The sequence below is a fragment of the Shewanella rhizosphaerae genome, assembly GCF_019457655.1.
Lineage (GTDB): Bacteria > Pseudomonadota > Gammaproteobacteria > Enterobacterales > Shewanellaceae > Shewanella > Shewanella loihica.
This window is the reverse complement of sequence record NZ_CP080420.1, coordinates 2,516,758-2,541,760: the sequence shown is the minus strand read 5'-3', so window position 1 is coordinate 2,541,760 and position 25,003 is coordinate 2,516,758. Positions and strand designations below refer to the sequence as shown.

The following is a 25,003-nucleotide window of genomic DNA, read 5'->3' as shown; positions in this document are numbered from 1 at the left end:
AGCTGCAAAACCCTTTGATAAAAAAGCCGCTCATTGAAGCGGCTTTTTTTATGGCGTCTTTTTATCTGATAGTTTCACGCGGCACTAATCGATATCGAAGTTGTAGTAGATATCCAGTGTCTTGGAGATGGTGCCCGAGACGCTCTCCAGATAGAGCTGGGACATCAGGTAGTAGCGCACCGTCATCTCATAGCCTGGGTTGAACACCCCCACACCATATTTGACCATGAGATCTTCGCCGATAAAGCCACTGATGGCGACCTTGCCTTCGTCGTTGGCGTCGAACTGCACGTTGGAGATGCCGAACTTCTCTATGATGCCGGAGGCTGAGCTGCCAAGATTGCTAAAGGCGTTATCCCCCAGCTGATTGCCCAGGGTGAGGGCGGCGCCCATCATCAGGGCATTGTTCTGATCTGAGCTTGAGTTATTTAGCCCTGTGCCCTTGATGATGTAGGAGAGGATCTCCGCCTGCTCCTTGGCAGGATTGGAGAAGAGGGTGACCACAGGTTTTAGCGGCGTGCCGGTAATGCGTACCCCGGCGACCACATCTTCATCCTTGATCTCGCGAATCGCCTCGATATTCAGGTTAGGCACCGCCATGGGGCCGATAAATTGCACCTCGCCCGCCTTGATCGACAGTGTCTGGCCCATAAATTTGTAGTTACCGTTAACCACCTTGATGTCGCCATAGAGTAGCGGCGGCTTAAAGGCGGCCTGGCGCAGCTCCAGGGTACCCACCAGCATGCCTCGCAGGCCCATGCCGTCAATGGTGAGCTTGTCGCCTACCTTGACCGCTATCTGGCTGGTGACGGCGATGGGATCTTTTACTTGGGCTTGGCTGGCCAGGCTGTCATTGAACACCACATCGCTGGATTCGGCCACGCCGCCCTCGGGCAGCTGGACGATCTTGATATGCCCAGAGGGCACATCCAGCTTGCCGCGAATATCCAGGTGTTTATCGCTAAAGCTGATGTCGAGATCCGGTGACACATCCAGTATCGCCAGTGGCGGCTGAATGATCGCCAGCTTGTCGCCGCTAAAATTAAGATCGCCCTTGAGTCCCTCTTGCCAGCCGAGCACACCATCTACCTTGGCCTTGCCATCGCCCATGGTCCACTGACCCTTCACCTGACCCGTCTGCCCCAGCAGGGTGAGCTTGAGGTTGATGTTATCTAAGAGGGTCGGGTTGGCGGCGGCCGCCAGTTGGCCGTCGATGAGATCTACCGTGCCGCTGAGATCAGGTTCATTCAGCGTACCGCCCAAGATGATGGCGCTTGAGACCTTACCGTCGAGCACCTCAAGCTGGGGCGTAAAGTCGGCCAGGGCATGCAGGTCGATATCTTTGAGATCTATCTTACCGCTCAGCCTGTGCTCGGGATCGGTACTTATGGTGAGCTGACTGTCTATCTTGGCGAAACGCTCAGATTCCAGCTGAGTGTTTATGGCAAGTTGTAGCTCATCCAGGCGGGCCGTGAGGTTGAGGTAATGGTACTGGGCCTCGATATGTCGCTTGGTGGTGGTGAGATCAAACTGTCCCGGTGCCATGGCCAGTGTCAGCTGACCCGTGGGCTTGGCGCCCTTGGCCCATTGCAGCTCGCCATCGAGCTGAGTCGGCCCCCTCCATTTGAGGTTTTCCGGCAGCACGGGTGCCAGCAGGGCGCCGAGATCGCCGGCAAATTGCAATCGGGTATCGCCCTTGTCGCCAAGTTCTGCTGTGTCGGTGAGGCACAGGCTGGCGGCGTCATGGCGCCAACAGAAGGGGGAGATCTCGCCCTTGGCGTGCTTGTTGTCCCAATATAGGTCGAAGGGTTCATCCAGCGCCATGGCACCGAGGCGAGAATTGAGGCTGATGCGCTTTATCTTGGCGTCGAAGCGCTGAGTTTTCTCGTCGAAGGTAGAGGCGATAGAGGTGTTGAGCTGCAGGTCACCATAGGTCTGTAGGCCCAGTTTTTGTTTGGCCATATCCCCCTTGAAACCCAAGGTGAGGTCGCTCAGCGCCATGCCTTGCCCCTTGATGCCCGAAGATTTTAGCGACAGCGCAAATTGGTGCGCATCCTGGGGGCGATAGAAGGCGATAAGCTTGGCCTTGTCTACCGTGATATCGGCGTACTTAAACTCTATGGTGTCGGCGTTGATGGCCACTTCCGGGTGCTCGTCATCGCCCGAGACATTGATCACCGCCTTGATGGCGCCGCTGGCGCTCGGATCCCACAGGCTCAGGGCGGGCACGCTTAGCTGGCCATCCAGCGCCCAGGCATCATCTACCCGTCCAGAGAGGGTAAGCTGTGACTCCAAGGCGTCGAGTTGCAGATGCTCGGCGTTAAGCTGGAACTTATCGTTCAGGGAGATATCCCCCTGAAGCCTCAGGGGATATTGATCCACATGGCCTTCGAGATCCGCTTGGCTGATGCCTACCGACCACTGCTTGTCGCTGAAGCGTCCCTGACTATGCAGGCTGCCGCTTATCTGAGTTTCAGGCAGGGGCTTGTCTGGCATCACATCCAGCTGGGCAAGATCTAAGCCTTGGGTGTCGGCCTCGAGCTGCCAGCTAATCGCCTCGCCGTAACCCAGCTTGCCCTTAAGATCCAACTTGCCCATCTCGCTGTCGACGGAAAGCGCAGCCACCTCGACGTTTTGGTCCTGATGGGTCAACTGGGTGTTCAGGCTTAACCAGGGATGATAAGGCGTCTTAAGCTCACCGGTAAGTTTGAGACTTTGGGACGCCAGGCTGCCGCTTGATTCAAGAGTTAATGCCTTGGCCTCATATTGAGCCTGGGCAAGTGGCCACATCAGGTGCGGGCTGTAAAGCGTCATCTCGTAGGGCATTGCAGGCGTGCTCAGATTCCCTTTGGCGTCGAGATCCAGCGCGAGGTGGCCTTCGCCCTTAAGCTTGACGGCAAGGGCCGAGAAACCGCCGTTGATCTCGGCGTTCAGGCGCTGGTGCTTGAGTTCCGGCAGCTCGCTGACCTTGTTGGCATTAAACTCCGCCTCGAGATGCAGCGCCATGGGATAGTCTTGAGTCAGGCTCATCTCGCCATCGAGGCGCGCCTTACCATAGTCATGGCTGAAGGCCAGGCTATCGACAGTGATCTTATAGCCAAGGTAACTGCCGGCCAGATCGATAGTGGCAAATTTGTCTATGCGCTCGCCAAGCCTGAGCTCACTACCGGCCAGATGCGCGCCATCGACGAAGATGGGCATGGGGATCTCGACCTCGGGTAGCTGACTTAAGGGCCAGCTCGCCCGCGCATCTTGAGGGGCATCTTTTACCTGCTTTTGAGCCTGGTTTTGAACATGAGTCTGATTTTGAACATGAGTCTGCTTTTGCTGAGTGCCATCATCGCTCTGCCCAAGGGGAATCGAGACCAAGAGTCCGCTGCTGTCGAGCCGGTTGACCCTAAGGCCTGTCTCTAACCAGCTGGCCTTGGCCGCGAGCTGCTCGGCATTAAACTGCATCTCATTGACCCGCACCCTAATCTGATTGAGGTCGCTCTGGTTGAGTATGATGCCGATAGGCAGGGTGAGCGGGCCATGCTCGCTTGTTTCGTCTGTCGGAGCTGTCTCCTCGAGAGGAGCCTCTGGTGATGATGCAGTGAGTAGGTCTGTGTCGATATCGACCCGCACGGCATCGGCGCCTAGCGAGTCGACACACACCTGGCGCTGCAACAGACACAGGGGGCGCCAGTTGAGGCTAAGCTCCTCTGTTTCAACCTCTATGCCCGTCATCTGCCACTTGGCATGTGCCAGTTGCAGCTGGCCATTGAGGGTACCGCCGCCATAGCTCAGGCTTAAGTCCGGCACCAAGAGATCGGCGAGGTTGACCGCGATGCGACTGCCAAAGGGGGTGCCTATCAAGATGGCCAGCAGGATGAGCAGGGCCAGTGGCAGATAGAGCAGCACCCGAACAAGGTTACGCAGCCAGCAGAGCAGGCGGTATAGCAAAGATCTTGGCGGCGCTTCGCCGCCCTGCGCCGATAGCGGCTGTTCCTGGGTCATCTGCCCTTGGTCGATTCCATCTGGCCGCTCTATCATAGCTCGGCCCCCATGGTGATATGGATGCGCCAGCTGCGATCAACTGTCTCTGTTTCCTTCAGGCCGACACCGAGATCCAGCTTGATGGGGCCGATAGGGGAGATCCAGTGGACACCGCCGCCCACAGAGACGATGGGCTCGAACTGCTGATTGTCGAAGGCGTTACCGGCATCGACGAAGGTGGCTAGACGCCAGGTGGGGGTGAGGTAGTACTGATACTCTAGGCTGCCGACCATCAGGTAGCGGCCACCCACTACCATGCGGGCGAGCTGATCTTGGCTGTTGGTATATTCGATATAGGGGCCTAGCTCCTGGTAGCTATAGCCGCGGATGCTCTGATCGCCGCCGGCAAAGTAGCGTAGCGAAGGGGGCACCATGGGCAGATCCTCTTCGCTCACCAGATTGGCGCCCAGATCCAGCCGGGAGACAAACCTGTGCTTGTCAAAGAAGGTGTCTATCCACTTAAACTTGGCCTGTAGCCGGGTCAGACGCAGATCTGAGCCAAGACTCGGGTCGGCATGCTCCAGGCTGTAATACTGGAAGAAGCCCGACTTGGGATCCAGACTCTTGTCGCCCCTGTTGGTCTTGGACAGGCTGGTGCCGAGCAGCAAGATGTCGGGATTATATTTGATATCCGACTGGGTATACTCTTCGTTGATGGCATCTAACGAATAGGTAAACAGCCATTGATTGCGCAGGCGTTTTTGCCTGACTACCCCCACGAGTTTCTTGACCGATTCCAGCTCACCCGTGTTGCGATAGTCGCGCTTATCGGGATCGTAGATCTGGGTCACCCCATATTTGTCCCTCAGCAGGCCGAGACGTAGCTTGAGCTGATCGTCCAGCGGATGGGTGAGGGGAATGGTATAGGTGGTCAGAAACTTAGGCCTGTCCGGCGACCATTCAAGGCTGGTCTCCTGGGAGTGGCCATAGCGATTGATCTGCGGCGTGCGCCAAGTGACCCTGACCCTAGGCTCTATGTTATTGTCGATGGAGTTGCCTATGTCGGCGCCCAGACCTAGCTCGATGGAGTGGCTGGGTTTAGGCGTCACCTCTACCCGAATCGGCACCCTGTCATCCTGCATCTTGTCCAGCTGTGGCAACACCTTGATATTGGTGAAGTAGCCGGTATCTACCAACTCACGGTTGAGGGCGCCTATCTTACCCGTGCTGTAGTGGGAATCTGGCTCAAAGGGGATCAACTTGTCGAGAAAGCCGGGCACCAGGTCGTGACCGTTGAAGCTGACCTCGCCGATGCGGTAGCGCGGACCGGAGTCGTAGTGCAGGCTGATCTGCGCGCTGTCCAGATCCCGGTTGACCACTATCTTATTGGTCAGATATTTGCCTTCGAAGTAACCCCTGGCCAGGGCGTAGGTGAGCAGCTGCGACTTGATCGCCTCATATTCGCCATGATTGAGCACATCACCGGGTTTGACCTTTATCTGCCTGAGCCAGGCGTTGATCACCTCATCATCGAGGATCTCGCCAGACAGCTGAATATCTATCCACTGGATCACCGTCGGGGCGCCCGGGGTGACGGTGAGTCGGAGCGTCCAGGGGCCGGATTCCGGGCTCTCCAGTTGCTGGTCTATCTTGCCCTTGTAGTAGCCCAGGGAGTGTAGTGCGGCCTCTATGTTCTCTTCGGCATTGAAGATATAGGCGCGGCGCTGCACCTCTGAGCCTGGCAGGGCGCCGAGGTGGGCGGTGATGTTGCGTTTAAGCGACTCATTCGCGCCGTCGACCTCGACCTTTAACCAGTCGTTTGCCCAGACAGGGGAGATACCCACGCTGAGGCTGAGTAGGGCGAGTATCGATAGCCGGGATAAGGTCGCAAAGATCCGCAAGAAAAAGGCTCTATCTAGTTGAAAAGTTTGTTGCTGTTTATTGTCGCAGATTATAGAGGCCAAGCAAGATGGTGATTGTAATTAATGATGAAAATCGGTACAAAGAAGGCAAACAATAATGAGGAAGCCTACCGTGAGAAGCACTATTACCCCCTCCCTACTGGCCGGCCTGATGGGCCTGTTGATCAGCACTAGCACTCTGGCCGAAACCCAGCCATTTTCCATCGCCATCCATGGCGGCGCCGGCACCATCTCTAAGGCCAATTTGACCGAGGCGCAGCAGCAAGCCTATCGCGACAAGCTAAAAGAGGCGGTAGACGCCGGCTATAAGGTGCTGGAGAAGGGGGGCGATAGCCTGACGGCGGTGACCACTGCCATCAATATTCTCGAAGACAGTCCGCTGTTTAATGCCGGTAAAGGCGCGGTATACACCTATGACGGCACCCATGAGATGGACGCCTCCATCATGGATGGCCGCAGCCTCAACGCCGGCGCCGTGGCCGGGGTGAAGCACATTAAGAACCCGATCAATCTGGCGCGCGCCGTGATGGACAAGTCGCCCCATGTGATGCTATCGGGCCAGGGGGCAGAAGAATTCGCCCTGAGCCAGGACTTTAGCCTGGTTCCTGTGACCTATTTTGATACCGACAGCCGCTATCAGCAGCTTATCGATGCTAAGGCCAAGCTGAAGGCGGCCGAGAGCAAGGAGCCGGGTAAGCCAGACTATCAAGCTTCGGTTAACTATCTGGATCTGGATTACAAATTTGGCACCGTGGGCGCCGTGGCGCTGGATAAGCAAGGCAACCTGGCGGCCGGCACCTCGACCGGTGGCATGACGGTCAAGCGTTTTGGCCGTATCGGCGATTCGCCGGTGATCGGTGCCGGCACCTACGCGGAAAACCAGGTGTGCGCCGTGTCGGCCACCGGCCATGGTGAATATTTCATTCGTTACCATGTGGCGGGGGATATCTGCGCCAAGGTGAAATATCAGCAAAAATCGATTCTGCAGGCGGCGGATGAGGTGATCAATCAGCGCCTGATCACCGCAGGTGGCACCGGCGGGGTGATCGCCATCGATCAGCGCGGCAACATCGCCACCCCATTTAATACCGAAGGCATGTACCGCGCGACCCGCAAGGGCGGCGAGCCGGCCAAGGTGATGATCTGGCAGGACAACTAATTACTTTCGACAAAAAGCACTTTTAACAATCAGCACATCCAACAATAAGCAATCCAAAGTATTGGTTTGTTTTTAGCCGGGCCTGGGCACTATGCTTGGGTCTGGCCTTGGGTCTGGCTTTCGCTTTAAACATCTCTTTTTGTCTCTTTACCTCTTTTCCTTCTTCTTTTTCAAACACATATCTCGTACTTCTTCACGTCAGATTCTAAATCCGTCTACCTCAGTAAGCCTCTGTCGACTGACCTCATCGAACCGCAGATAAGAGAGGATTGTGCTACAAAATCACCTCTAAGCTGTCAATTGTGCTTAACACCCTACGCATTAACTTTATGTAAAATTTGTAACCTCTTTGTCACTAAGCTGATTTATAGTGTGCGCTGGTCGAAGGATCAGCACCGCAGTAATTTGAGCGATAAGACTCGGATACTGTCTAGCACAGCACTAGTTAAACACTAGGTTAATGGATAATTTTAGGGGTTAATATGTTTACCAAAGCAAGCGCGCTTGCCTTGGCGATTGGTGGTGTCTCCACCTTTGCCCAGGCCGCAGACGATCTGATCATTTCAGAGTATGTAGAAGGCAGCAGCAACAACAAGGCCGTCGAATTCTACAATCCCACCGGCGCCGCCATCGATTTAAGTCAATATCAACTCGAGTTCTACTTTAACGGCAGCACCAGTGCCGGCTCTACCATAGCCCTTACCGGTAGCCTGGCCGCCGGCAAGACCTATGTTCTGGCCGACAACGATGCCGCCGCTGAGATCTTAGCGGTCGCCGACCAGCTAAGCACAGCCAGTTTCTTCAACGGTGACGACACCTTAGTGCTGCGCAAGCAGGGCCAGGAGATCGACAGCCTTGGCCAGTTGGGCACAGATCCGGGGTCTGAGTGGGGCAGCGGCGATCTGTCGACCCAGAATAACACCCTGCGCCGGGATCCTAACCAGCTGATCGCCGATACTCAGCTCGATGATGCCGTGACCCTGGCCACCTGGACAGGTCATGCACAGGATGATTTTAGCGATCTCGGCCAGTTTACCGGTCAGGGACCGACAGACCCAACCGACCCGACGGATCCTACCGAGCCGCCGGTGAGTCTGGTTTGTCATGATCCGGCCACCAAGATCTCAGAACTGCAGGGCAGTGGCGATGTCAGCCCGCTCAATGGTCAGAGCGTCACGGTCGAGGCGATCGTGACCAGCAACCAGGAAGCTGGGCTCAAGGGTCTGTTCCTGCAGATGGCCGATGCCGAGGCTGACGCTGACATCAACACCTCTGAGGGTGTCTTCGTTTATACAGGTGGTTCGCTGGGTTATCAGGCGGGCGATCGCGTGCGTCTGACCGCCACGGTCAAGGAGTACAACGGCCTGACCGAGTTGACCAATGTCAGCGAGCACGCCCTGTGTGACAGCGCTCAGGCTCTGCCGAGCGCCGCCGAGGTGAGCCTGCCACTGGCCCAGAGCAGCGACCTGGAAGCGGTCGAAGGCATGCGCGTACACTTTACCCAGAACCTGGTAGTGAACGAGGTCTATAACCTGGGACGCTACGGCGAGATCTTGCTCGGTAGCAAGCGTCACTTCATCGGGACTCAGGTGGCCGAGCCTGGCAGCGAGGCGCTGGCGGTGAGTCAGGCCAACGCCTTAGACTCAGTGCTGCTGGACGATGGATTAACCTCACAAAACCCAGATCCTGTGCGTTACCCTGCACCAGGCCTGAGCGCCGACAATACGGTACGTGTGGGCGACTCTATTACCCAGCTTAACGCCGTGATGCACTATGGCTTTGGCAAGTACCGTCTGATGCCAATCGATACGGTTAATTTCGTGGCGACCAACCCAAGAAGCAGCGAGCCAGCCTTGGCCACCGGCGGTAACCTCAAGGTCGCCAGCTTCAACGTGCTGAACTACTTCAACGGCGATGGCCAGGGCGGCGGCTTCCCGACGGCTCGCGGCGCCGATACGCCAAGCGAGTTTGCCCGTCAACGCGCCAAGATCATCAGCGCCATGGTCAGCATAGATGCCGATATCTTCGGCCTGATGGAGATAGAAAACGACGGCTTTGGTACTGAGTCGGCCATCAATGACCTGGTGAGCGGTCTGAACCAAGCGGTGGGCGAGGCAAGATACCAGTTTATCTCGGCGCCAACGCCAACCATAGGCACAGACGCCATTACCGTGGGCATGCTGTATCGTAGCGATCGCGTCACGCCCGTGGGCGCGGCTAAGGTGCTGTCTAGCGCCAACTCGCCGCTGGATGAGCAGGGTGAGGTGCTGTTCAACGATGGTAAGAACCGACCGAGTCTGACCCAGGCCTTCGAGGTCTTGGGTGAAGAGCAACAACTCGTGGTGGCGGTGAACCATCTTAAGTCTAAGGGCAGTGATTGTGTCAGTCTGGGCGACCCAGATCTCAACGACGGTCAGGGTAACTGTAACCTAACCCGTACCCGCGCGGCGACCGCCCTGGGGGCTTGGCTGGCCAGTGAGTATGGTGAGCTGCCAACCCTGGTGATTGGTGACATGAACGCCTATGCCAAGGAAGATCCAATCGATGCGCTACGCGGCGCCGGTTACCTCGAGCTGTTCGACCATCTGGGCAAGTCGGGTGCATACTCCTATGTCTTCTCCGGTGAGACGGGGCAGCTGGATCATGCTCTGGCCAATACCCAGTTGGCCGAAAAGGTTGTCGATGTGACCGAGTGGCATATCAATACCGACGAGCCAAGACTGCTGGACTACAACGAAGAGTTTAAGTCTGCCGGTCAGATTGAGTCGCTCTACAGCAGCGATGCCTATCGCTCTTCGGACCATGACCCTGTGGTGATCTCCCTGCTGCTGGAGCGTGAGACCATAGCGCCAGTTTCCAGCTTTAGCTATGAGCTGCAAGGCCGCACGCTGAGCCTGGTGAGCAGCGCCACGGATGAAGATGGCGAGATAGTCGATTATCAATGGGATCTTGGTAATGGTGAGACCGCCAGCGGCCAGCAGCTAAGCTATCGCTATGCCAAGGCCGGTGAATACCCTGTGACCCTGACGGTAACCGACAACGATGGTCTGAGCCATAGCGTGACCCAGGTGGTGAAGGTACAGGTGAAGCAGCAAAAGCCTGTTGCCGTTATTGAGCACCTGGATCTCTGGTTTATGCATCTGTTTGTCTCGCTAAGCTATGACACAGACGGTGAGATAGTGTCGCAGTCGTGGAAGTTTAACAACGGCAGCAAGCAGACGGGTCCTGTGGCAATCAGTTTCGGTCACCGCGCCAGTAAGGTGAAGCTGACCGTTGAGGATAACGACGGCCTTAAGGGTAAGGCTAAGTTAAACTTCTAATGTTTAGCTAATTAGCTTGAAAAGGCCGCCCTAGGGTGGCCTTTTTTATGCTTAATTTATATCAAATTCTATGTAATCTGATGATTTTAATGGTTAAAAAGCCATTTTGCGCTCAGCTAATAGCTAAAGGTTTCCATTGGGGCTGGGTTAGCTAAAAATGTTCTTAACAATAATCATTTCTATTATCATGACGTTGCCGCAAACCCACGCCAATAAAGGGCTAGCGCCATTTTGGCGCCTCTGGCTTGAGCTACAATTAGGTGCGAATCCTAGGTGAGAGCAAAGTTATGGATAGCTATCAGAGACTTTTAGTGGTTGTAGATGAACACGATTTCAGTTTAAAGGCCGTTTCCCGCGCCGTGTATCTGGCCAGTAAAACCCACGCGGCAATCATAGTGATGATGTTAGAGCACAGCCATTTCGTCAATCGTCTGGTGGACACCTTCGAGGCCGAAGGCAACGAGGGGCAGACCCACCCCCTGACCAAGGAGCGTAAGCTGAGCTGCTTAAACGCCTTTATCAGTCAGGCCGCCCAATCGGGTCTCTCTATCTCCAAGGCGTCTATCGCTTGTCATAGCAGCGACGATGTGCTGCAGTTTTGCGACGACTTCAAGGTGGATGCGGTGATCTTAGCCGCCTCGCGCCATAAGCTATGGAACTGGCTGACCATCAAACCGCTGGATGTGCGGCTGCTCCGCGAATCTTCCCGCCCCGTGGTGGTGGTTAAGGACCATCTGTGGCAACCTGGCGGGCACATTCTCTCCCTGGTTGAGCCCTGCGCCGATGATGTTACCCATAGGGCGCTCAATGACGCCGTGCTGCAGACCTCTGAGCATTTCTCTCAGCTGCTGGCGGGGGATTGTCATCTTATCGATTGCTACTATGGCGAGACGCCAAGCATCTCCTTCCATCAGGCGCTGGCTCCTGCCAATGATGAGAACTACCACCTGCAGAAGATGTCCAGTTATTCCAGCCGCTATCACCTGCAGCCAAAGGGGACGGCGGTGAGTAATCATCATCTTCATCTGGCCAAGTCACTGCCGGAAGATGCCATCGAGTCCTTAGCCAAGGAGGTGGACTCTGAGCTAGTGATCGTCGGCGATACCGGCAATGGCAGCATGTTCTCCAACATGTGTGGTCATGTGGGGGAGCAGGTGATCGACAGGATCCAGTGCGATCTCTTGGTGGTCAAACCCCAAAGCGCTCACGCCATCTAGCCCATGTATGTTTGAACGAGCCACAGTGAGAGTAGGTGGTTAGTCGGTTAAATAAATGAGAGTTAAAGATACCAATAAGCGACGCATTAGGCGTCGCTTATTGGTTAGACAGCTATCACAGATTGAGTGGGAACTAGCAGTTAGTCCTAAGAACTACGCCTTCTTGACCCCTCAATTTTTACCCCATCTATTCTTTACCCCATCTATTCTTTGCACCATTTATTTCTTGACCCATTTTCCTTGGGGAGTCTGAATATAATGGCCCTTGGCGGTGGCCGCTATCGCCTTCTCGGCGGCTAGCTTGGCCACATCATCTACGCTGATCTGGTTCTTGCGGGCGATCTTTTCGTAGTGCGCCTTACGCTTGGCGTTGACCGACTTGGCTAGGGCGCTGGCTTCACTATTGTTGACCACTACACCTAGATAGCCGTTGACCTGTTCGCCCACTAATCCTTGCGCTTTGGCGTCTTGCAACGAGATGGCGAAGGCATTGAGGCTGAGAAGAAGTCCGGCCATGAGGACGAGTATTTTGCTTTTCATTGGGATCACCTTATACCTTGATTAGAAGAGTTCATCGTTGTTAATCAGCTCATCGAGCTCTTTATCGACCTTAATCTTGATCTCATGTTCAATCTTAACGTTAAGGTTGATAACGATAGGCTTCTCAGGTGGCTCTATCTTGACCGTTGGCGTGCAGCCGCCCATGAGCAGCACGGCGGCCAGGCTCAGGGTTATCGTCGGCAAGGTTAGCAATTTCTTCACAGTGCTTCCTTAATCTGGTTGAAAATTCTATTGGCTATGGTCTTAGTGTAGATCCCTAAGATGACCATAGGCTGAACGTTTGCATTTGTCGCTGGCTATGACTCTTATGTCGATGCTTGTGCGAAATTAGTTGGCCATGGCCCGCTCGATTTCACTCTGCAGTCTATCACCGATTTGTAAACTCTTGAGTAACTGCAACATATTTTCTTCCTGAGCGTAGTTCAAATGGATAGGGCGTTCAATATCTTTGGCCCGTCCCTTCACCTGAACCTTTAGCAGCGCATCGCCGTTGGGAGCCATGTCGAAACTGCTCGACAGCTGGGTGTAGTGCAGCTCCTCCAGCGCCGAGAAGGCGAAATCGAGATAGGGTTGCGACAGGCGCATCTGCAGCACGGCCGGATTGTCATCCACCTTGATGAGGCCACCGGGGGCCCGCGCCGCGAGCTGCCCATTGGTGATGCTCACCTGGCCATGCTCGAGCTGCACCGGCAGCACGCCGTCGAAGATGCCGTCGGCATAGATGCCGGTTTGGGGCTGAGCGGCGAGCAGCTGTTCGAGATCTAACCCCTGCAGCACCAGATAGGCGGAGGAGGGGGCGCCGAGGTTCAGGTTAAAGATAGGCAGTAAGATCTCGCCCCCCAAGGTGTTGGCCCTGGCATCGAGCTTCACATCGGCGCCGCTCAGTGCCAATGCTGCACCTGTTTGAGCACCGAGTGCAGCTTCCGTTTCGCCTTGGGTCAGATCTAATTCGAGTTTGGCGTGGGCGATTATGTCGGTGATCAGCACCCCAGGATTGAAGGCGGCGACCTTGAGTGACAGCGGCTCACAGGCAAGCTTTGCCGTTTGAGAGTGAGGCGCTTTGACACCATCTAACTGGCATTGACCGGTAAACTCTGCCTGCTCGAACGGCAGGGCGTTATAGCTACCCTCACTGAGCTTAACCTCTGGGGTCAAGGCAAAGGCAAAGTCCATCTTATCGCCATGCCATTTGAGGTTATGCTGGCTGGTAAGATTGATATCACCGATTAAGGGATTTTCTAGGCTTGCCCCCTGCATACGCATCAATCGCTTCATCAGCTCGTTGGCATCACTTGTTAGCGTGAGTTCTCCGGTAAGCAGCCTGGGCTTAAGCGAGTGAGTCAGCGCAAGATGATGCTCGCTGTAAAATGGCAGGCCATCCAGGTTCCACTTTTCTTTGGTTGTCAGCCCGTAGTGCCCATTCAAATCGCTGGCTAATTGGATCAAAATTTTTGATGCCTCAGATACAGGCTTTGAATAGGACTTAGTGCCTGAGCTGCCAGAAGTTTGCAGGGCACCTTGCCATTGCAGCGACTGACTCAGGCTGGTGCTGGGCAGTTTAAGCAGCGTCTTGCGGCGCAATTTATTGAGGCGAACACTCTCCTCGCTCACCTTGAGATTGATCAGCTGGTAGTTCACCTCAGTCTGCCAGGGGAAGGCTAACAGGGCATCTGGCGACAGTGATAGCGTCGACTGTGATAGTGTCGCCGCTTTGTTTTGCGCATCTATCCCAGCCTTGGTGGCTTTTGGCGTTAGCGCTATGGTCTGGGTGGCAAGGCTTAATTCATCCAAGTTGACCCGAGTGGTTTTAACTTGAGTCGTTTTAACTTGAGTCGTTTTAACCTGAGTCTGAGTCTGTTCTTGGCCCTTTCCCTGAACGGCTTTTTGCTCGCTGGCGGCTAGCGCAATAACCTTTAACCCGACGGGCGGGATCACCAGTGCTTGCGCATTGAGGCGCAGTGGCTGCGCGGCTTCGAGTACAAATTCACTCGCGGTAAGTTCGCGCTCCAGCGGTTTTGCTGCTTTCTCTGTTTTTGAGGCCTCTGCCATTGAGGCGCCTGTCATTGAGGTGTTAGCCAATGAGACCTCAAGTATCGAGGCCTCTGGCAGCGTCAGATGAGGGGAGTGAGTGACACTCCTAAAGCTCACTAGCTCGGCCAGAAGCGGCTTACCTGGGCTAAAGGTAAAATGACCTGCGCCAAAAGTGGTGCGAGTCTGCTCGCTGGTTAGCTGTGCTTTTGGCTCTTTGTTAGCCATCTCCTGCATCGCTGGCCAGCTTAGATGATGCCCATCGATCGCGACTTTTAGTCTTTGCCAGTCGAGGTTTAGCTTAAGTTCTGGCCTGGTGTTGATGCTGAGATTAAGAGGCGCCGGAATTTCTGTGGTGATACTGCGCGCGCCCACCTTAAGGTCTCTATGATTAAATTCGGGTTGCGCTAGATTCAGCTCGCCCGCCAGGGTTAGATTGAGAGTGCTATTTTTTTGCGAATCATTTGTCGAATCATCTGTTGCATCTGCTTGTCTGGCATCCAGTTCGCCTTCAAGCTTCAAGTTTGCTTTAGCAAGCGTGAGGCTATTGTCTATGTCTGTTTCATTCTTAGCCCGATCCTGACAGCCGTTGCTTGTCTCTGGATAGGGCGGCAGGGTTAGGCACAGCGGCTGTTTAAGCGCTGCATCAAGTTGCCAGTTGCCGGTGAGCTGCCAGGCCGAAGTCGGCTTCGGTTCAGGACCGTTTTCGAGCTTGGTTTCTTCTAACCTAGCCTTTTCCAGCCTGGCTTTTTCAAGCTTAGCGGCGAGCACCAGGCCTTGAGTTTCAACCTTGGCGATCAGAGCTCCTAGCTGCACGTCTACATCTTGGAGCGAAAAATCGAGCGCATCTTCACCATTCATCTCTTGGCCAAGCTCCAGAGAAAGCTTAGTCGTGTGTTCATCGGCTGAGCGCTGGTTTGGAGCTCGTATATCTGGCGCCTGCTTATCATGTGCCTGCTTATCATGAGACTTTTTATCATGAGATTGAGCCTTAAGTGCCGTGAGCAGGGCGGTTATCGCCTCAGACTCACCTGCCAGTTCTCCAAGCTGCTCCAGCGATGTGCTGCTGGTGACTAAAGTTGGCGACAGCGTGAGATGCAGATCGTTTAGGGGGCCATTCAGTCCAAGTATCATGCTCTGACTGGACTGAGCCTGGATGGATTTAGAATAACTTGACTGAGCATGACTTGATTGAGTGAGATAAGCGCTTTCTTGTTTAGCTTGCGCCTGGCCCGTCACGGTAATGCTTAGCTCTGGCGATAGCGTCTGGCCACCTAGCCGTTTTAGCTGAATCTTGAGCCCATCAAATTCATGGCTAGAATGCAGTACGCCCTTGATAAGGTCTAATTCGCCGCGGGAGCTGAGGCTGCCACTTAGGGTAAACATTTCGGTTAAACGCTGGTTGACATCATGCAGGGCCGTGACTAATGCTGGCGCCTTAGAAAGGCTAGGCATCTCTGAAATGCCAGGCGCCTCTGAAACGCCAGACGCCTCTGAAACATTAGATGCCTGTTGCGCAGGAGACGTGTCTGGCTTTGGTTCGCTTTGGCCGGCAGAGGTGAGCGCACTAAGTTCGCCGATGAGGCGGCCGAAGGGCTCGAATTCGAGGCGGCTATCGAGTCGCCAGCGGGTCTTTTCGAGTGTCGCAGCTAAGCTCAGCAGTGGCGCCTGATAGAAGCTGAGGGCGCCGGTAAGCTGACCTTGATTATCCAGGTTAAGATAATCCAGCTTGAGGCCCAGGGGTTGCGCCTTTGAGGAGCTAGCTTGTGTGCCTAACAGGTTGAAGCTGACTTCGCCCAAGGCGATCTGCGGCAGGGCGCCCAGATTGAGGGCGCTGCTGGCGCCTGATTCTTGCTCACGGCCTAGATTATCGAAATAGTCCTGGCTCAGTGACACCTCGGCGCGGCGCACCGAAAGCGAATCTATCTGGGAGAGACCCATTGGTGCCGATAGCCAGTCTTCGGCGAGTGTGAGCTCAAGATCGTCGAGTCTGGCCAGGTTGCTATCGACCTTAAGCAGTGCCATGGGCAGCTTGAGCGCCATCAGATCGCTGGAGCTTAAGCGCAGACTTTCTATGCTAATGCCTGCATCAGCCAGATAGGGATTGGCGAGACGTTTAACCAGGTATTCCAATTGACTCGCTACTAGCACGAAGAGCAGCAGCAACAGCAGCAGGGACAGCGCCATTGCGCCGGCTATCCATTTTATGCTGCGGGAGGTAAAAAAGCGTCGCGACATCTGTCCCTGTCTCTGATTATTTAGCGTTAGCTGTTAGCGCTGCCTACTGAGGTCTCAATGATTGAAACTAACCTTTCCATTTTAGCGCTCTTGCCAGTAAAACCTATCCACTAAAACCTATGCAGTAAAACCTATGACCACCAGTAAAATTTTTGATCAATAGGAGAGAGCGGCTTCGATGCATCGCTAGTCTACCGGGCTAAAGAGGGCAACTTATTAATCTGGTGCCCAGAATCTCATGTTTAGCCCTGAGGTTGCCAGCGGATATGGGTGCTAAGGGCATGGGACTCACCCGGCGCCAGCTCGACCCTATCTTCTAATACATTGGCGGCCTCGAGGCAGACCATGGTGAGATAATCCTGATCGTTAAAGCGCGACAGACGCTTAGATTTTTCTATCCAAGGATTCCACAGCACCGCCGATCGACTGTTTTCGCGGCGCACCTCTATGATCCCCTGTGGCGTATGCAGTAACTGGCAGTCGCCAAGCTGGGTGTAGACACGGTCGGTTTCCCGGTCAAAGTGCACCTCATCTCCCTCCTGCTCGAAGGGGCCTTCGCCAAATTCGATATAGCGGGCATCACTAAAGCCACTGGCCTTAAGCTGATGAATATCCTCGATAGGGAAGTAGGTGTGCAGCGCCTGGGTCAGGTTGAACGGCGCATCACCCAGGTTGGTGTTGACCAGGCTGACGCTTAGGCTATCGCTTAAGGTAAAGATGAGCTCGACCCGACTTGGATGCGCCCAGTACTGTCTGTCTTCATCGCTTACCGTCAGGCTAAACCTGAGCTCCACCACCTGATCCTGCATCTGCACCGAATCTAAATTCCATAGGCGGGTACGGGCAAAACCGTGTTGCGGCCACTGAGGGTTCTCATGCATGCCAAACCAGGGCCAGCAGACAGGGATGCCGCCACGGATGCCGCTACCCGGCTGATAGTCGTCGGCGCTAGACACCCAGAGCAGCGGGGCTTGGCCCTTAGGCTGAAACCTGTCTATCTGGGCGCCTTGCATGAAGATGCGCGCCTGACAGAGATCGGTATCGACCTCGACATATTCGAGTCCCTGGGGATGTTTTTTTACGGTTACAGAACCCATAAATGCTCCTCACGAGTTAAGCCGGGCTGGTCATTTTAGCTGATGACCTAGCTTACAGAGTTTTCGCGCTAAGCTGTAGTATGACCTTGATTGTTTTTAGGCTTTTTGACGATTGAAATAAAACAGCCGAGTTTAAGGGCTGTATTTTTGAGCAGATTTGGGTAAAGTGGTCGGAGCACTATAGTTGAGCGAGCGCTAATGTCCCGGCTAGCGCCTGTTCGTTTTGGGTTTCGACAAAAGAAGGATTAAGGAATGCCAATCTATCAAGCTCCACTGCGCGACTATCAGTTTATTCTCTCCGAGCTACTTAACATCTATGGGCGCGATGACCTTCAGGGATTCGATGAGATTGACGCCGAGCTGACTGACGCCATTCTTCAAGGGGTCGCCGACTTCACCACAGAGATCATGCTGCCGCTCAACAGCCAGGGCGATACCCAGGGCTGCCGGTTGGTGGACGGTCAGGTGCGCACCCCCGAAGGCTTTAAAGACGCCTATCAGCAATATGTGGATAACGGCTGGGCGACACTCACCAGCGACCCAGAATATGGCGGTCAGGGTCTTCCCGAATGTATCGGGGTGTTTGCCACCGAGATGAAGACGGCGACCAACATGGCCTTTGCCATGTATCCAGGCTTAACCCACGGAGCCTATGCGGCGATCCGTGCCCATGGCAGCGACGCCCTCAAGGCCAAGTACCTCGAGAAGCTGGTGTCGGGCGAGTGGACCGGCACCATGAACCTGACAGAGGCCCATGCGGGCACGGATCTGGCGCTGCTGCGCACCAAGGCTAAGCCGGTGGGCGAAGACACCTATGCCATTAGCGGCGAGAAGATCTTTATCTCATCTGGCGATCACGACCTGGCCGACAACATAGTGCACCTGGTGCTGGCGCGTCTGCCCGATGCGCCCGATGGCGTGAAGGGGATCTCTCTGTTTGCCGTGCCCAAATACCTGGTGAACGATGATGGCACATTAGGTTGCCGTAACGGCGTCGAGGCCAGCGCTCTGGAGCATAAGATGGGGATCCACGGTAACTCTACCTGCGTCATGGTGTTCGATGGCGCCATCGGCGAGCTGGTGGGCGAACCCCATCAGGGGCTGAGGGCCATGTTTACCATGATGAACGAGGCCAGACTCGGCGTGGGCGTGCAGGGGCTCGGGGTCTCTGAGATCGCCTATCAAAATGCCCTGAGTTACGCCAGAGAACGTCTGCAGGGGCGCGCCTTAAGTGGCGTCAAGGCAAGCGAGTCTCCGGCCGATCCGATTCTGGTTCATGGCGATGTCAGACGCATGTTGATGGCTCAGAAGGCCTTCAACCAAGGCGCCAGAGCCTTGATGGGCCAGCAGGCACTCTGGCTCGACGAGTCTCACCGTCATCAGGACAAGGCCACGGCGACTATCGCGGCCAAGTTAGCGGCGCTTTTTACCCCAGTGGTGAAAGGCTTCGTGACCGATCAAGGCTTTAAGGCCTGTGTCGATGCCCAGCAGGTCTATGGAGGCCATGGGTATATTCACGAGTGGGGCATGGAGCAGTTTGTGCGCGATAGCCGCATCGCCATGATCTACGAAGGCACCAACGGCGTGCAGGCGCTGGACCTTGTTGGCCGTAAACTGCTTGCCGATAAAGGCGAAGCGCTGGGGCTCTGGTCTGAGATGGTTAAGCCGTTCGTGGCTAAACATCTCGAGGATGAGGCGCTGAAACCTTACCTGATGCCGTTGATGGAGGCCACCACAGATCTCGAGAAGGCGACCCAGTATATCGTCGCTAATGGGGTGAAGAATCCAGACATCATAGGCTCCGCCTCCATGGGGTATCTGCAGATCCTGGGTATAGTGGCCCTGGGCTGGATGTGGGCGCGGATGGCGGTTAAGGCTCATCAGGCCATGGCGGCGGGCGAAGAGGAGGCCTTCTACGCCAACAAGCTAGTGACGGCGAAATTCTACATGAGTTACTGGGCGCCTCAGACCAGGAGTATTCGCTACCAGATGGAGCGTAGCTGTGAGCTGCTGACTCAGTTACAAGACAGCGATTTCGACTAGGCCAGATTCGATTCGGCCAGATTCGAATGGGCAAGTTAGGATTGAGTCAGATTCGATCTAGCAAGAAGGGCCGCAAGGCCCTTTTTTAGTGCCCTTTCACTTGCCAATTTAAAAAGTAAGCGACAGGGGGATGTTGTTAGCGCATGAAATGCAGCAAACGATTGTTGGCGGGCATGGCATGGTCGGCTTCTAGGCTGAGGCCAGCCGTGTTGGCTAGATCCATTATCCATTCGATGTCGCGGATGCCACTGTGGATGTTGCGATGCTTGAGCCAGATATCGAACTGGCGATTGCTATCGCTGGTGTATTGGTTGTTGTAGTTGAAGGGGCCGTAGACGCAGAGGCTTCCAGTCTCGCTGAGGTGGCGATCAACACCCCTGAAGAAATCGGTTACCATGGCCTCACTCATGATGTGCAGCGTATTGGCGCTGAAGATGCCGTCAACCTCTCCCAAGTCCAGGGGCCAGGGGGCGGTGACATCTAAGCTAACGGGCTTAGCGATATTATCGCCGCCTTGCAGGACGATTCGCTGCTCGAGCGGCTCGATAAATTGGGGCTGATCGCTAGGGCACCAGGTGAGATGGGGCAGGTGCGCCGCAAAGAATACCGCGTGCTGGCCCGTGCCGCTGCCGACTTCAAGCACTCGCCGTGTGGTCCTAAAGCTCTGTTTCAGTACCGCCAGAATAGGCGCCTTGTTGTTTTCGCAGGATTGTGAAAAGGGCAGTTGGCTGAGAGACATAATGCATGTTAATTGTGGGCAGTGAGTGCCAATCTACGATATTTCAGCGCCTGTTCGCAAGCGAATAAAAAAGCGCCCGTAGGCGCTTTTAACTATGAGGCTTTTTACAGCGTGATCATTTCGCGACGGGATCGCTGGTCAGATCGATGCGGTAGATGGCAAAGCCAAGGGCATCTGGTTCGGCCAGCTTTTCCATCTTGCGCAGCTGGTTGTCGCTGATGAACTTGTCGGCCTTGTCGCTGTTCTGAGTCTCGAAGCGGATGTCCAGCGCCACCTGAGTGTTGATGGTCTTGAAGTCCCAGTTGTAGTCGGCTCTTGGGTCAACCATGGCATCATAACCACCCTGATCGTTTGGCTTGGATTGCGCCGTGATATAGGCGGCCAGCGCCTCACGGTTGGTGTCTGGCAGCTCCATCACCACATACTCTGAGCCCGTGCCGGCAAACTTGCCGCCAAAGGCGCGGTAGTTGTTAGAGGCTACGATAAACTCCTGGGCGCTTAGCGCATCACCGGTTAACACCTCGCCCGTTGGCGTGGTGTAGGCCAGATCGACGATACGCTGGGCGTTCTCGTTGCCAGCAATAACGGCGCAGTCACGGTCAAACTTGCTAGGCTGAGTGACATCTATCTTATAGGTTACGCCGTCGATCACATCGAAGTTGTAGGTCGGATGGCCATTCCAGTTGATCAGCGACTGAGGCTCGCTTGAGCTTGGATCGATCTGATTGAACTGGTTGGCGCTACATTCGAGCCAGTTTTTCAGCTCGACACCTGTGATCTTCACCGCCACCATGGTATTAGGGTAGAGATAGAGATCGGCGGCGTTCTTAAAGGTCAGATCGCCGGCATCCACCTGCACGAACTGCGAGGCATCGGCCTCGGTGGCGTGACGCCCACCCGCCTTGAAGGGGGCCGCTGCCGAGAGCACTGGGATCCCCTGCAGCGATTCGGGTAGCTTGGCGCTCACCTGGGCAATCTGTGCATCCGAGACGATTTGTACCGTAGGATCATCCTGTACCAGAGTCAGGAAGCTATACATATCGGCCGCGGCGACCCCTATGGGCTGATCAACGAAGGCCAGGGTGCCTTGATGCTCAATCTCGACCGCATCGTGAATATCCTTGTCGGCGTCCACCAGCGCAACCTTGTTGGCGCCATCATAGATGGGGCGTGCCTCGGTTTGGGCATCGGTTACCGACCAGGCGCCATCTTTGAGGGTCAGTTTAAGATCCACTACCCCTAAGTTGTCGCCCCAACGGCCCGGCATGACGGCGGCCACGCCGTTGAGCAGCCCCTTCTCCACATCGGTATTGGGCAGATCGGCATAGTTGGCGTGGGGGAAGATAGAGTGGCTATGGCCGAACATGATGGCGTCAATGCCTTCGACATTGGTGAGGGCGAAGGTGGCGTTCTCGGCCATGGCATCGCCTGGGTTTTCCGTCGAGCCAATGCCCGAGTGGGGGATGGCGATGATCACATCGGCGCCCTCGGCCTTCATCTTAGGCACGAACAGCTTGGCGGTCTCTATGATATCTTTGGCCTCGACCTTACCGGTCAGATGCTGCTTGTCCCACAACATGATCTGTGGCGGCACGAAGCCTATGTAACCTATCTTGATGGTGTGTTCACGGCCCTGAGTGTCGACGACCACTTTTTCCTTGATCAGGTAAGGGGTAAACAGGTTGTCGCCTTTCTTGATGTCATTCCAGCAGTCATCGGCCGCGCAGTAGACGTTGGCGTTGATATAGGGGAACTCGGCGCCGCTGAGGGCTTTCTCAAGGAAATCCAGGCCATAATTAAACTCGTGGTTGCCTATGTTGGCCACCTCATAGTCTAAGGTGTTCATCGCCTTGTAGGCTGGATGGACATCACCTTCATTTAGGCCGATCTTGGCCATGTAGTCGCCCATGGGACTGCCCTGCAACAGGTCACCGTTATCCACTAGCACGAAGTTAGCTGCCTCTTTACGGGCGGCGTGGATCAGGCTGGCGGTGCGCGCCAGGCCTATGGTGGGATCGACCTTAGACTGGTAGTAGTCATAGTCCATGATGTTAGTGTGCAGATCTGTGGTTTCCAGTACTCTGAGCTCCACGTTTGCCGAGGTGATCGTATCCTCATCATCATCGTTCCAGCTACAGGCGGTGAGTCCGATACTCGATGCGATAACCACGGCTAATAGTTTTTTATTAAACATATCCATCAATCTCTACTAATTATTGTTTGACCCCGAAGCCGCTGTTGATTTCAGTTAGGCTTCATTTGTGCAGCAAGGCCTTGGCCAGGCTTATCTTTCGCCTGCTTAACCCCGAGTGCCGCCTGGCGAATTATAGAGAGATGAAATGTAAAAACTGTGACAGTAAGCGACTGTTTATGTGACAGTTTGTATCGACTTGCTATGAATCGGTGAACCCTTGAGCAAGTTGCGCGGGAATTGCGCAATCTCGCAGTTTGACGGGATAAAAAAAGCACGCCGGAGCGTGCATTTTTTAGATTGACGAGTGCTGCTTACTTGGCGAGGAGGCCACGACTGCGAAGCAGCGGCTCAATGCCCGCTTCCTTGCCGCGGAACTGCTTGTAGAGCTGCATAGGATCTTCGCTGCCGCCTTGAGACAGTACGTTGTTTCTGAAGGCGTCGGCGGTTGCCTTGTCGAAGATACCGTTCTCTTTGAAGGCCTCGAAGGCATCGGCACCCAGGATGTCAGACCATAGGTAGCTGTAGTAACCGGCCGAGTAACCACCCGAGAAGATGTGTGAGAAGTAGGTGCTGCGATAGCGCGGCGCGATCTCCTCGATAAGGCCCATCTTGCTCAGGGAATCGGCTTCAAACTTGGCCGCATCCTTAGGTTCGAAGTCGCTCAGGGTGTGCCAGTCGAGATCCAGCTTGGTCGCCGCCATATATTCAACCGTGGCAAAGCCCTGGTTGAACTTGCTGGCTGCTTGGATCTTCTCAACCAGGGACTGAGGGATCACTTCGCCCGTCTTGTAGTGCTTGGCAAACTGCGCCAACACTTCAGGTTGGGTCATCCAGTTTTCCATCACCTGTGATGGGAACTCCACATAGTCACGTGGCACTGAGGTGCCGGCCTGTGAACGGTATTCGACGTCCGACAGCATGGCATGGAGGGCATGACCAAACTCGTGGAACAGAGTGCTTGCCTCATCGAAGGTGAGTAGCGCCGGCTCGTCGCCTACCGGACGTGGATAGTTGAGCACGTTAACGATAATCGGCTTAGACTCGACCCCATGCATTCTGTACTGCTTACGATAGGCGTTGGCCCAGGCACCCCCACGTTTGCTGTCGCGAACATAGTAGTCGCCCATGAAGATCGCCATCAGCGAGCCATCTTTGTCATACACTTCCCAGGTACGCACTTCGTCGTTGTACTTAGGCAGGTCGGTGCGCTCTTTAACTGTGATGCCGTAGAGACGGTTGGCGGTGTAGAACACGCCTTTCAGGGTGTTTTCCAGCGAGAAGTATGGGCGAGTTTCCTGCTCGTTGAAGCTGTACTTGGCCACACGGATCTTGTCGGCATAGTACCACCAGTCCCAGGCCGCCAGCTTGAAGTTACCGCCTTCGGCGTCGATCAGCTCCTGCATTACGGCGACTTCTGCCTTGGCTTGACCAAGGGCTGCCGGCCAGACCTTGTCTAACAGACCATAGACATTTTCAGGGGTCTTGGCGGTGCGCTCTTCCAGCACGAAGTGGGCGTGACTCTTATAGCCCATCAACTGGGCGCGCTCGGCGCGCAGGGCCGCCATTTGAGCCAAGATCTTCTTGTTGTCGTGGGCGTTGTTATTGTTGCCACGCTCAACGTATCCCTTGTAGATCTTCTCACGCAGCTCGCGGTTGTCAGCGTAGGTGAGGAAAGGGGTGATAGATGGACGCTGGGTGGTGAATACCCATTTGCCCGGATGACCCTTCTTCTCGGCGGTTTGCGCGGCGGTGTTGATCACATCCTGCGGCAGACCTTTGAGGTCGGCGGCGTTGTCGATCACCAGCTCGAAGGCGTTGGTTTCGGCCAGTAGGTTATCGCCAAATTCCAGGCTCAGCTTGCCGATCTTCTCGTTCAGGGCTCTAAGTTTAACCTTGTCGGCATCGCTCAGGTTAGCGCCGCCGCGGGTGAATGACTTGTAGGTATCTTCCAGTAGCTTCTGCTGGGCGGTATTGAGCGCCAGGCTATCGCGCTGGTCATATACGGCCTTGACGCGCTTGAACAGCTGGTCGTTAAGCAGGATGTCGTCACCGGCGGCAGACAACATAGGCGAGACCTCTTTAGAGATCGCCTGAAGCTGCTCGTTGGTGTCGGCACTGGTCAGGTTATAGAAGACGCTGGCCACCTTAGTGGTGAGATCGCCTGCAAATTCCATGGCTTCGATGGTATTGGCGAAAGTAGGGGCCGCCGGGTTATCGATAATGGCCTGGATCTCAGCCTTGTGCTGGGCGATACCCGCCTTGAAGGCCGGCAGGTAGTGCTCTGGCTTGATCTTGTCGAAATCTGGCATACCCAGGAAGGTATCGTAGGGCTTGAAGAAGGGGTTGCTGGCGTTGTTGTCTATGATGCGCTGCGCGACCACGTTGGGTGCGACTTCCGCTTGCTGGCTGCTACCTTGCTGGGCGCTACAGCCGCCTAAGGCGATGGCGAGTGCCATGGCCGACACGATTGGCTTGAGGGTCAATCCCTTCATAGTTAAATTCCCCGATGA

Annotated in this window: 13 protein-coding genes; 4 read left to right on the top strand and 9 right to left on the bottom strand. The window is 55.1% G+C overall.

Going from position 1 to position 25,003, the window contains the following annotated elements:
- Nucleotides 1-84: 84 nt before the first annotated feature.
- Nucleotides 85-4,032 carry an autotransporter assembly complex protein TamB gene (tamB, locus tag K0I63_RS11270; RefSeq protein WP_220081098.1) on the bottom strand — a complete coding sequence of 1,316 codons (3,948 nt, stop codon included), beginning with the start codon at nucleotides 4,030-4,032 and terminating at the stop codon, nucleotides 85-87.
- A complete protein-coding gene (locus tag K0I63_RS11265) occupies nucleotides 4,029-5,876 on the bottom strand; it encodes an autotransporter assembly complex protein TamA (protein ID WP_434086773.1) in 1,848 nt (615 codons plus the stop codon). The genes tamB and K0I63_RS11265 overlap by 4 nt, the downstream gene beginning before the upstream one ends.
- A gap of 172 nt (nucleotides 5,877-6,048) precedes the next feature.
- On the opposite strand from K0I63_RS11265, the gene K0I63_RS11260 reads away from it, so the two are divergent.
- From K0I63_RS11260 to K0I63_RS11250, 3 genes are all read left to right on the top strand, one after another.
- On the top strand, nucleotides 6,049-7,056 hold the full coding sequence (locus tag K0I63_RS11260; RefSeq protein WP_220083425.1) for an isoaspartyl peptidase/L-asparaginase family protein: 1,008 nt from the start codon (nucleotides 6,049-6,051) through the stop codon (nucleotides 7,054-7,056).
- A gap of 482 nt (nucleotides 7,057-7,538) precedes the next feature.
- Nucleotides 7,539-10,376, top strand: coding sequence for an ExeM/NucH family extracellular endonuclease (locus K0I63_RS11255; protein WP_220081096.1), 2,838 nt, complete (start codon nucleotides 7,539-7,541; stop codon nucleotides 10,374-10,376).
- A gap of 287 nt (nucleotides 10,377-10,663) precedes the next feature.
- Complete coding sequence (locus K0I63_RS11250; protein WP_220081095.1) at nucleotides 10,664-11,593, top strand: universal stress protein; 930 nt, start codon at nucleotides 10,664-10,666, stop codon at nucleotides 11,591-11,593.
- A gap of 219 nt (nucleotides 11,594-11,812) precedes the next feature.
- Here the strand turns inward: K0I63_RS11250 and K0I63_RS11245 are convergent, their stop codons facing one another.
- From K0I63_RS11245 to K0I63_RS11230, 4 genes are all read right to left on the bottom strand, one after another.
- Nucleotides 11,813-12,133, bottom strand: a complete 321-nt coding sequence (locus K0I63_RS11245) for a YdbL family probable chaperone protein (RefSeq protein WP_144203094.1) — start codon at nucleotides 12,131-12,133, stop codon at nucleotides 11,813-11,815.
- A 21-nt stretch (nucleotides 12,134-12,154) separates the two neighbouring features.
- Nucleotides 12,155-12,298 (bottom strand): YnbE family lipoprotein, encoded by a 144-nt coding sequence (locus K0I63_RS11240; protein WP_160290154.1) that lies wholly within the window; start codon nucleotides 12,296-12,298, stop codon nucleotides 12,155-12,157.
- Between the two features lie 183 nt (nucleotides 12,299-12,481).
- Nucleotides 12,482-16,420, bottom strand: a complete 3,939-nt coding sequence (locus K0I63_RS11235) for an intermembrane phospholipid transport YdbH family protein (RefSeq protein WP_220081094.1) — start codon at nucleotides 16,418-16,420, stop codon at nucleotides 12,482-12,484.
- Between the two features lie 242 nt (nucleotides 16,421-16,662).
- Nucleotides 16,663-17,517, bottom strand: a complete 855-nt coding sequence (locus tag K0I63_RS11230) for a D-hexose-6-phosphate mutarotase (RefSeq protein ID WP_220081093.1) — start codon at nucleotides 17,515-17,517, stop codon at nucleotides 16,663-16,665.
- Between the two features lie 252 nt (nucleotides 17,518-17,769).
- Here K0I63_RS11230 and K0I63_RS11225 point away from each other — a divergent pair, with 252 nt between their 5' ends.
- Entirely contained in the window at nucleotides 17,770-19,560 is a 1,791-nt protein-coding gene (locus K0I63_RS11225; RefSeq protein WP_220081092.1) for an acyl-CoA dehydrogenase C-terminal domain-containing protein, read from the top strand.
- 136 nt (nucleotides 19,561-19,696) lie between these two features.
- Here the strand turns inward: K0I63_RS11225 and K0I63_RS11220 are convergent, their stop codons facing one another.
- The 3 genes from K0I63_RS11220 to K0I63_RS11210 all read right to left on the bottom strand — a co-directional run bounded on the left by K0I63_RS11220 (nucleotide 19,697) and on the right by K0I63_RS11210 (nucleotide 24,985).
- A complete protein-coding gene (locus K0I63_RS11220) occupies nucleotides 19,697-20,299 on the bottom strand; it encodes a DUF938 domain-containing protein (protein ID WP_220081091.1) in 603 nt (200 codons plus the stop codon).
- Nucleotides 20,300-20,414: 115 nt separating this feature from the next.
- Nucleotides 20,415-22,493 carry a bifunctional 2',3'-cyclic-nucleotide 2'-phosphodiesterase/3'-nucleotidase gene (locus K0I63_RS11215; protein WP_220081090.1) on the bottom strand — a complete coding sequence of 693 codons (2,079 nt, stop codon included), beginning with the start codon at nucleotides 22,491-22,493 and terminating at the stop codon, nucleotides 20,415-20,417.
- Between the two features lie 311 nt (nucleotides 22,494-22,804).
- A complete protein-coding gene (locus K0I63_RS11210; RefSeq protein WP_220081089.1) occupies nucleotides 22,805-24,985 on the bottom strand; it encodes a M3 family metallopeptidase in 2,181 nt (726 codons plus the stop codon).
- Nucleotides 24,986-25,003 lie beyond the last annotated feature (18 nt).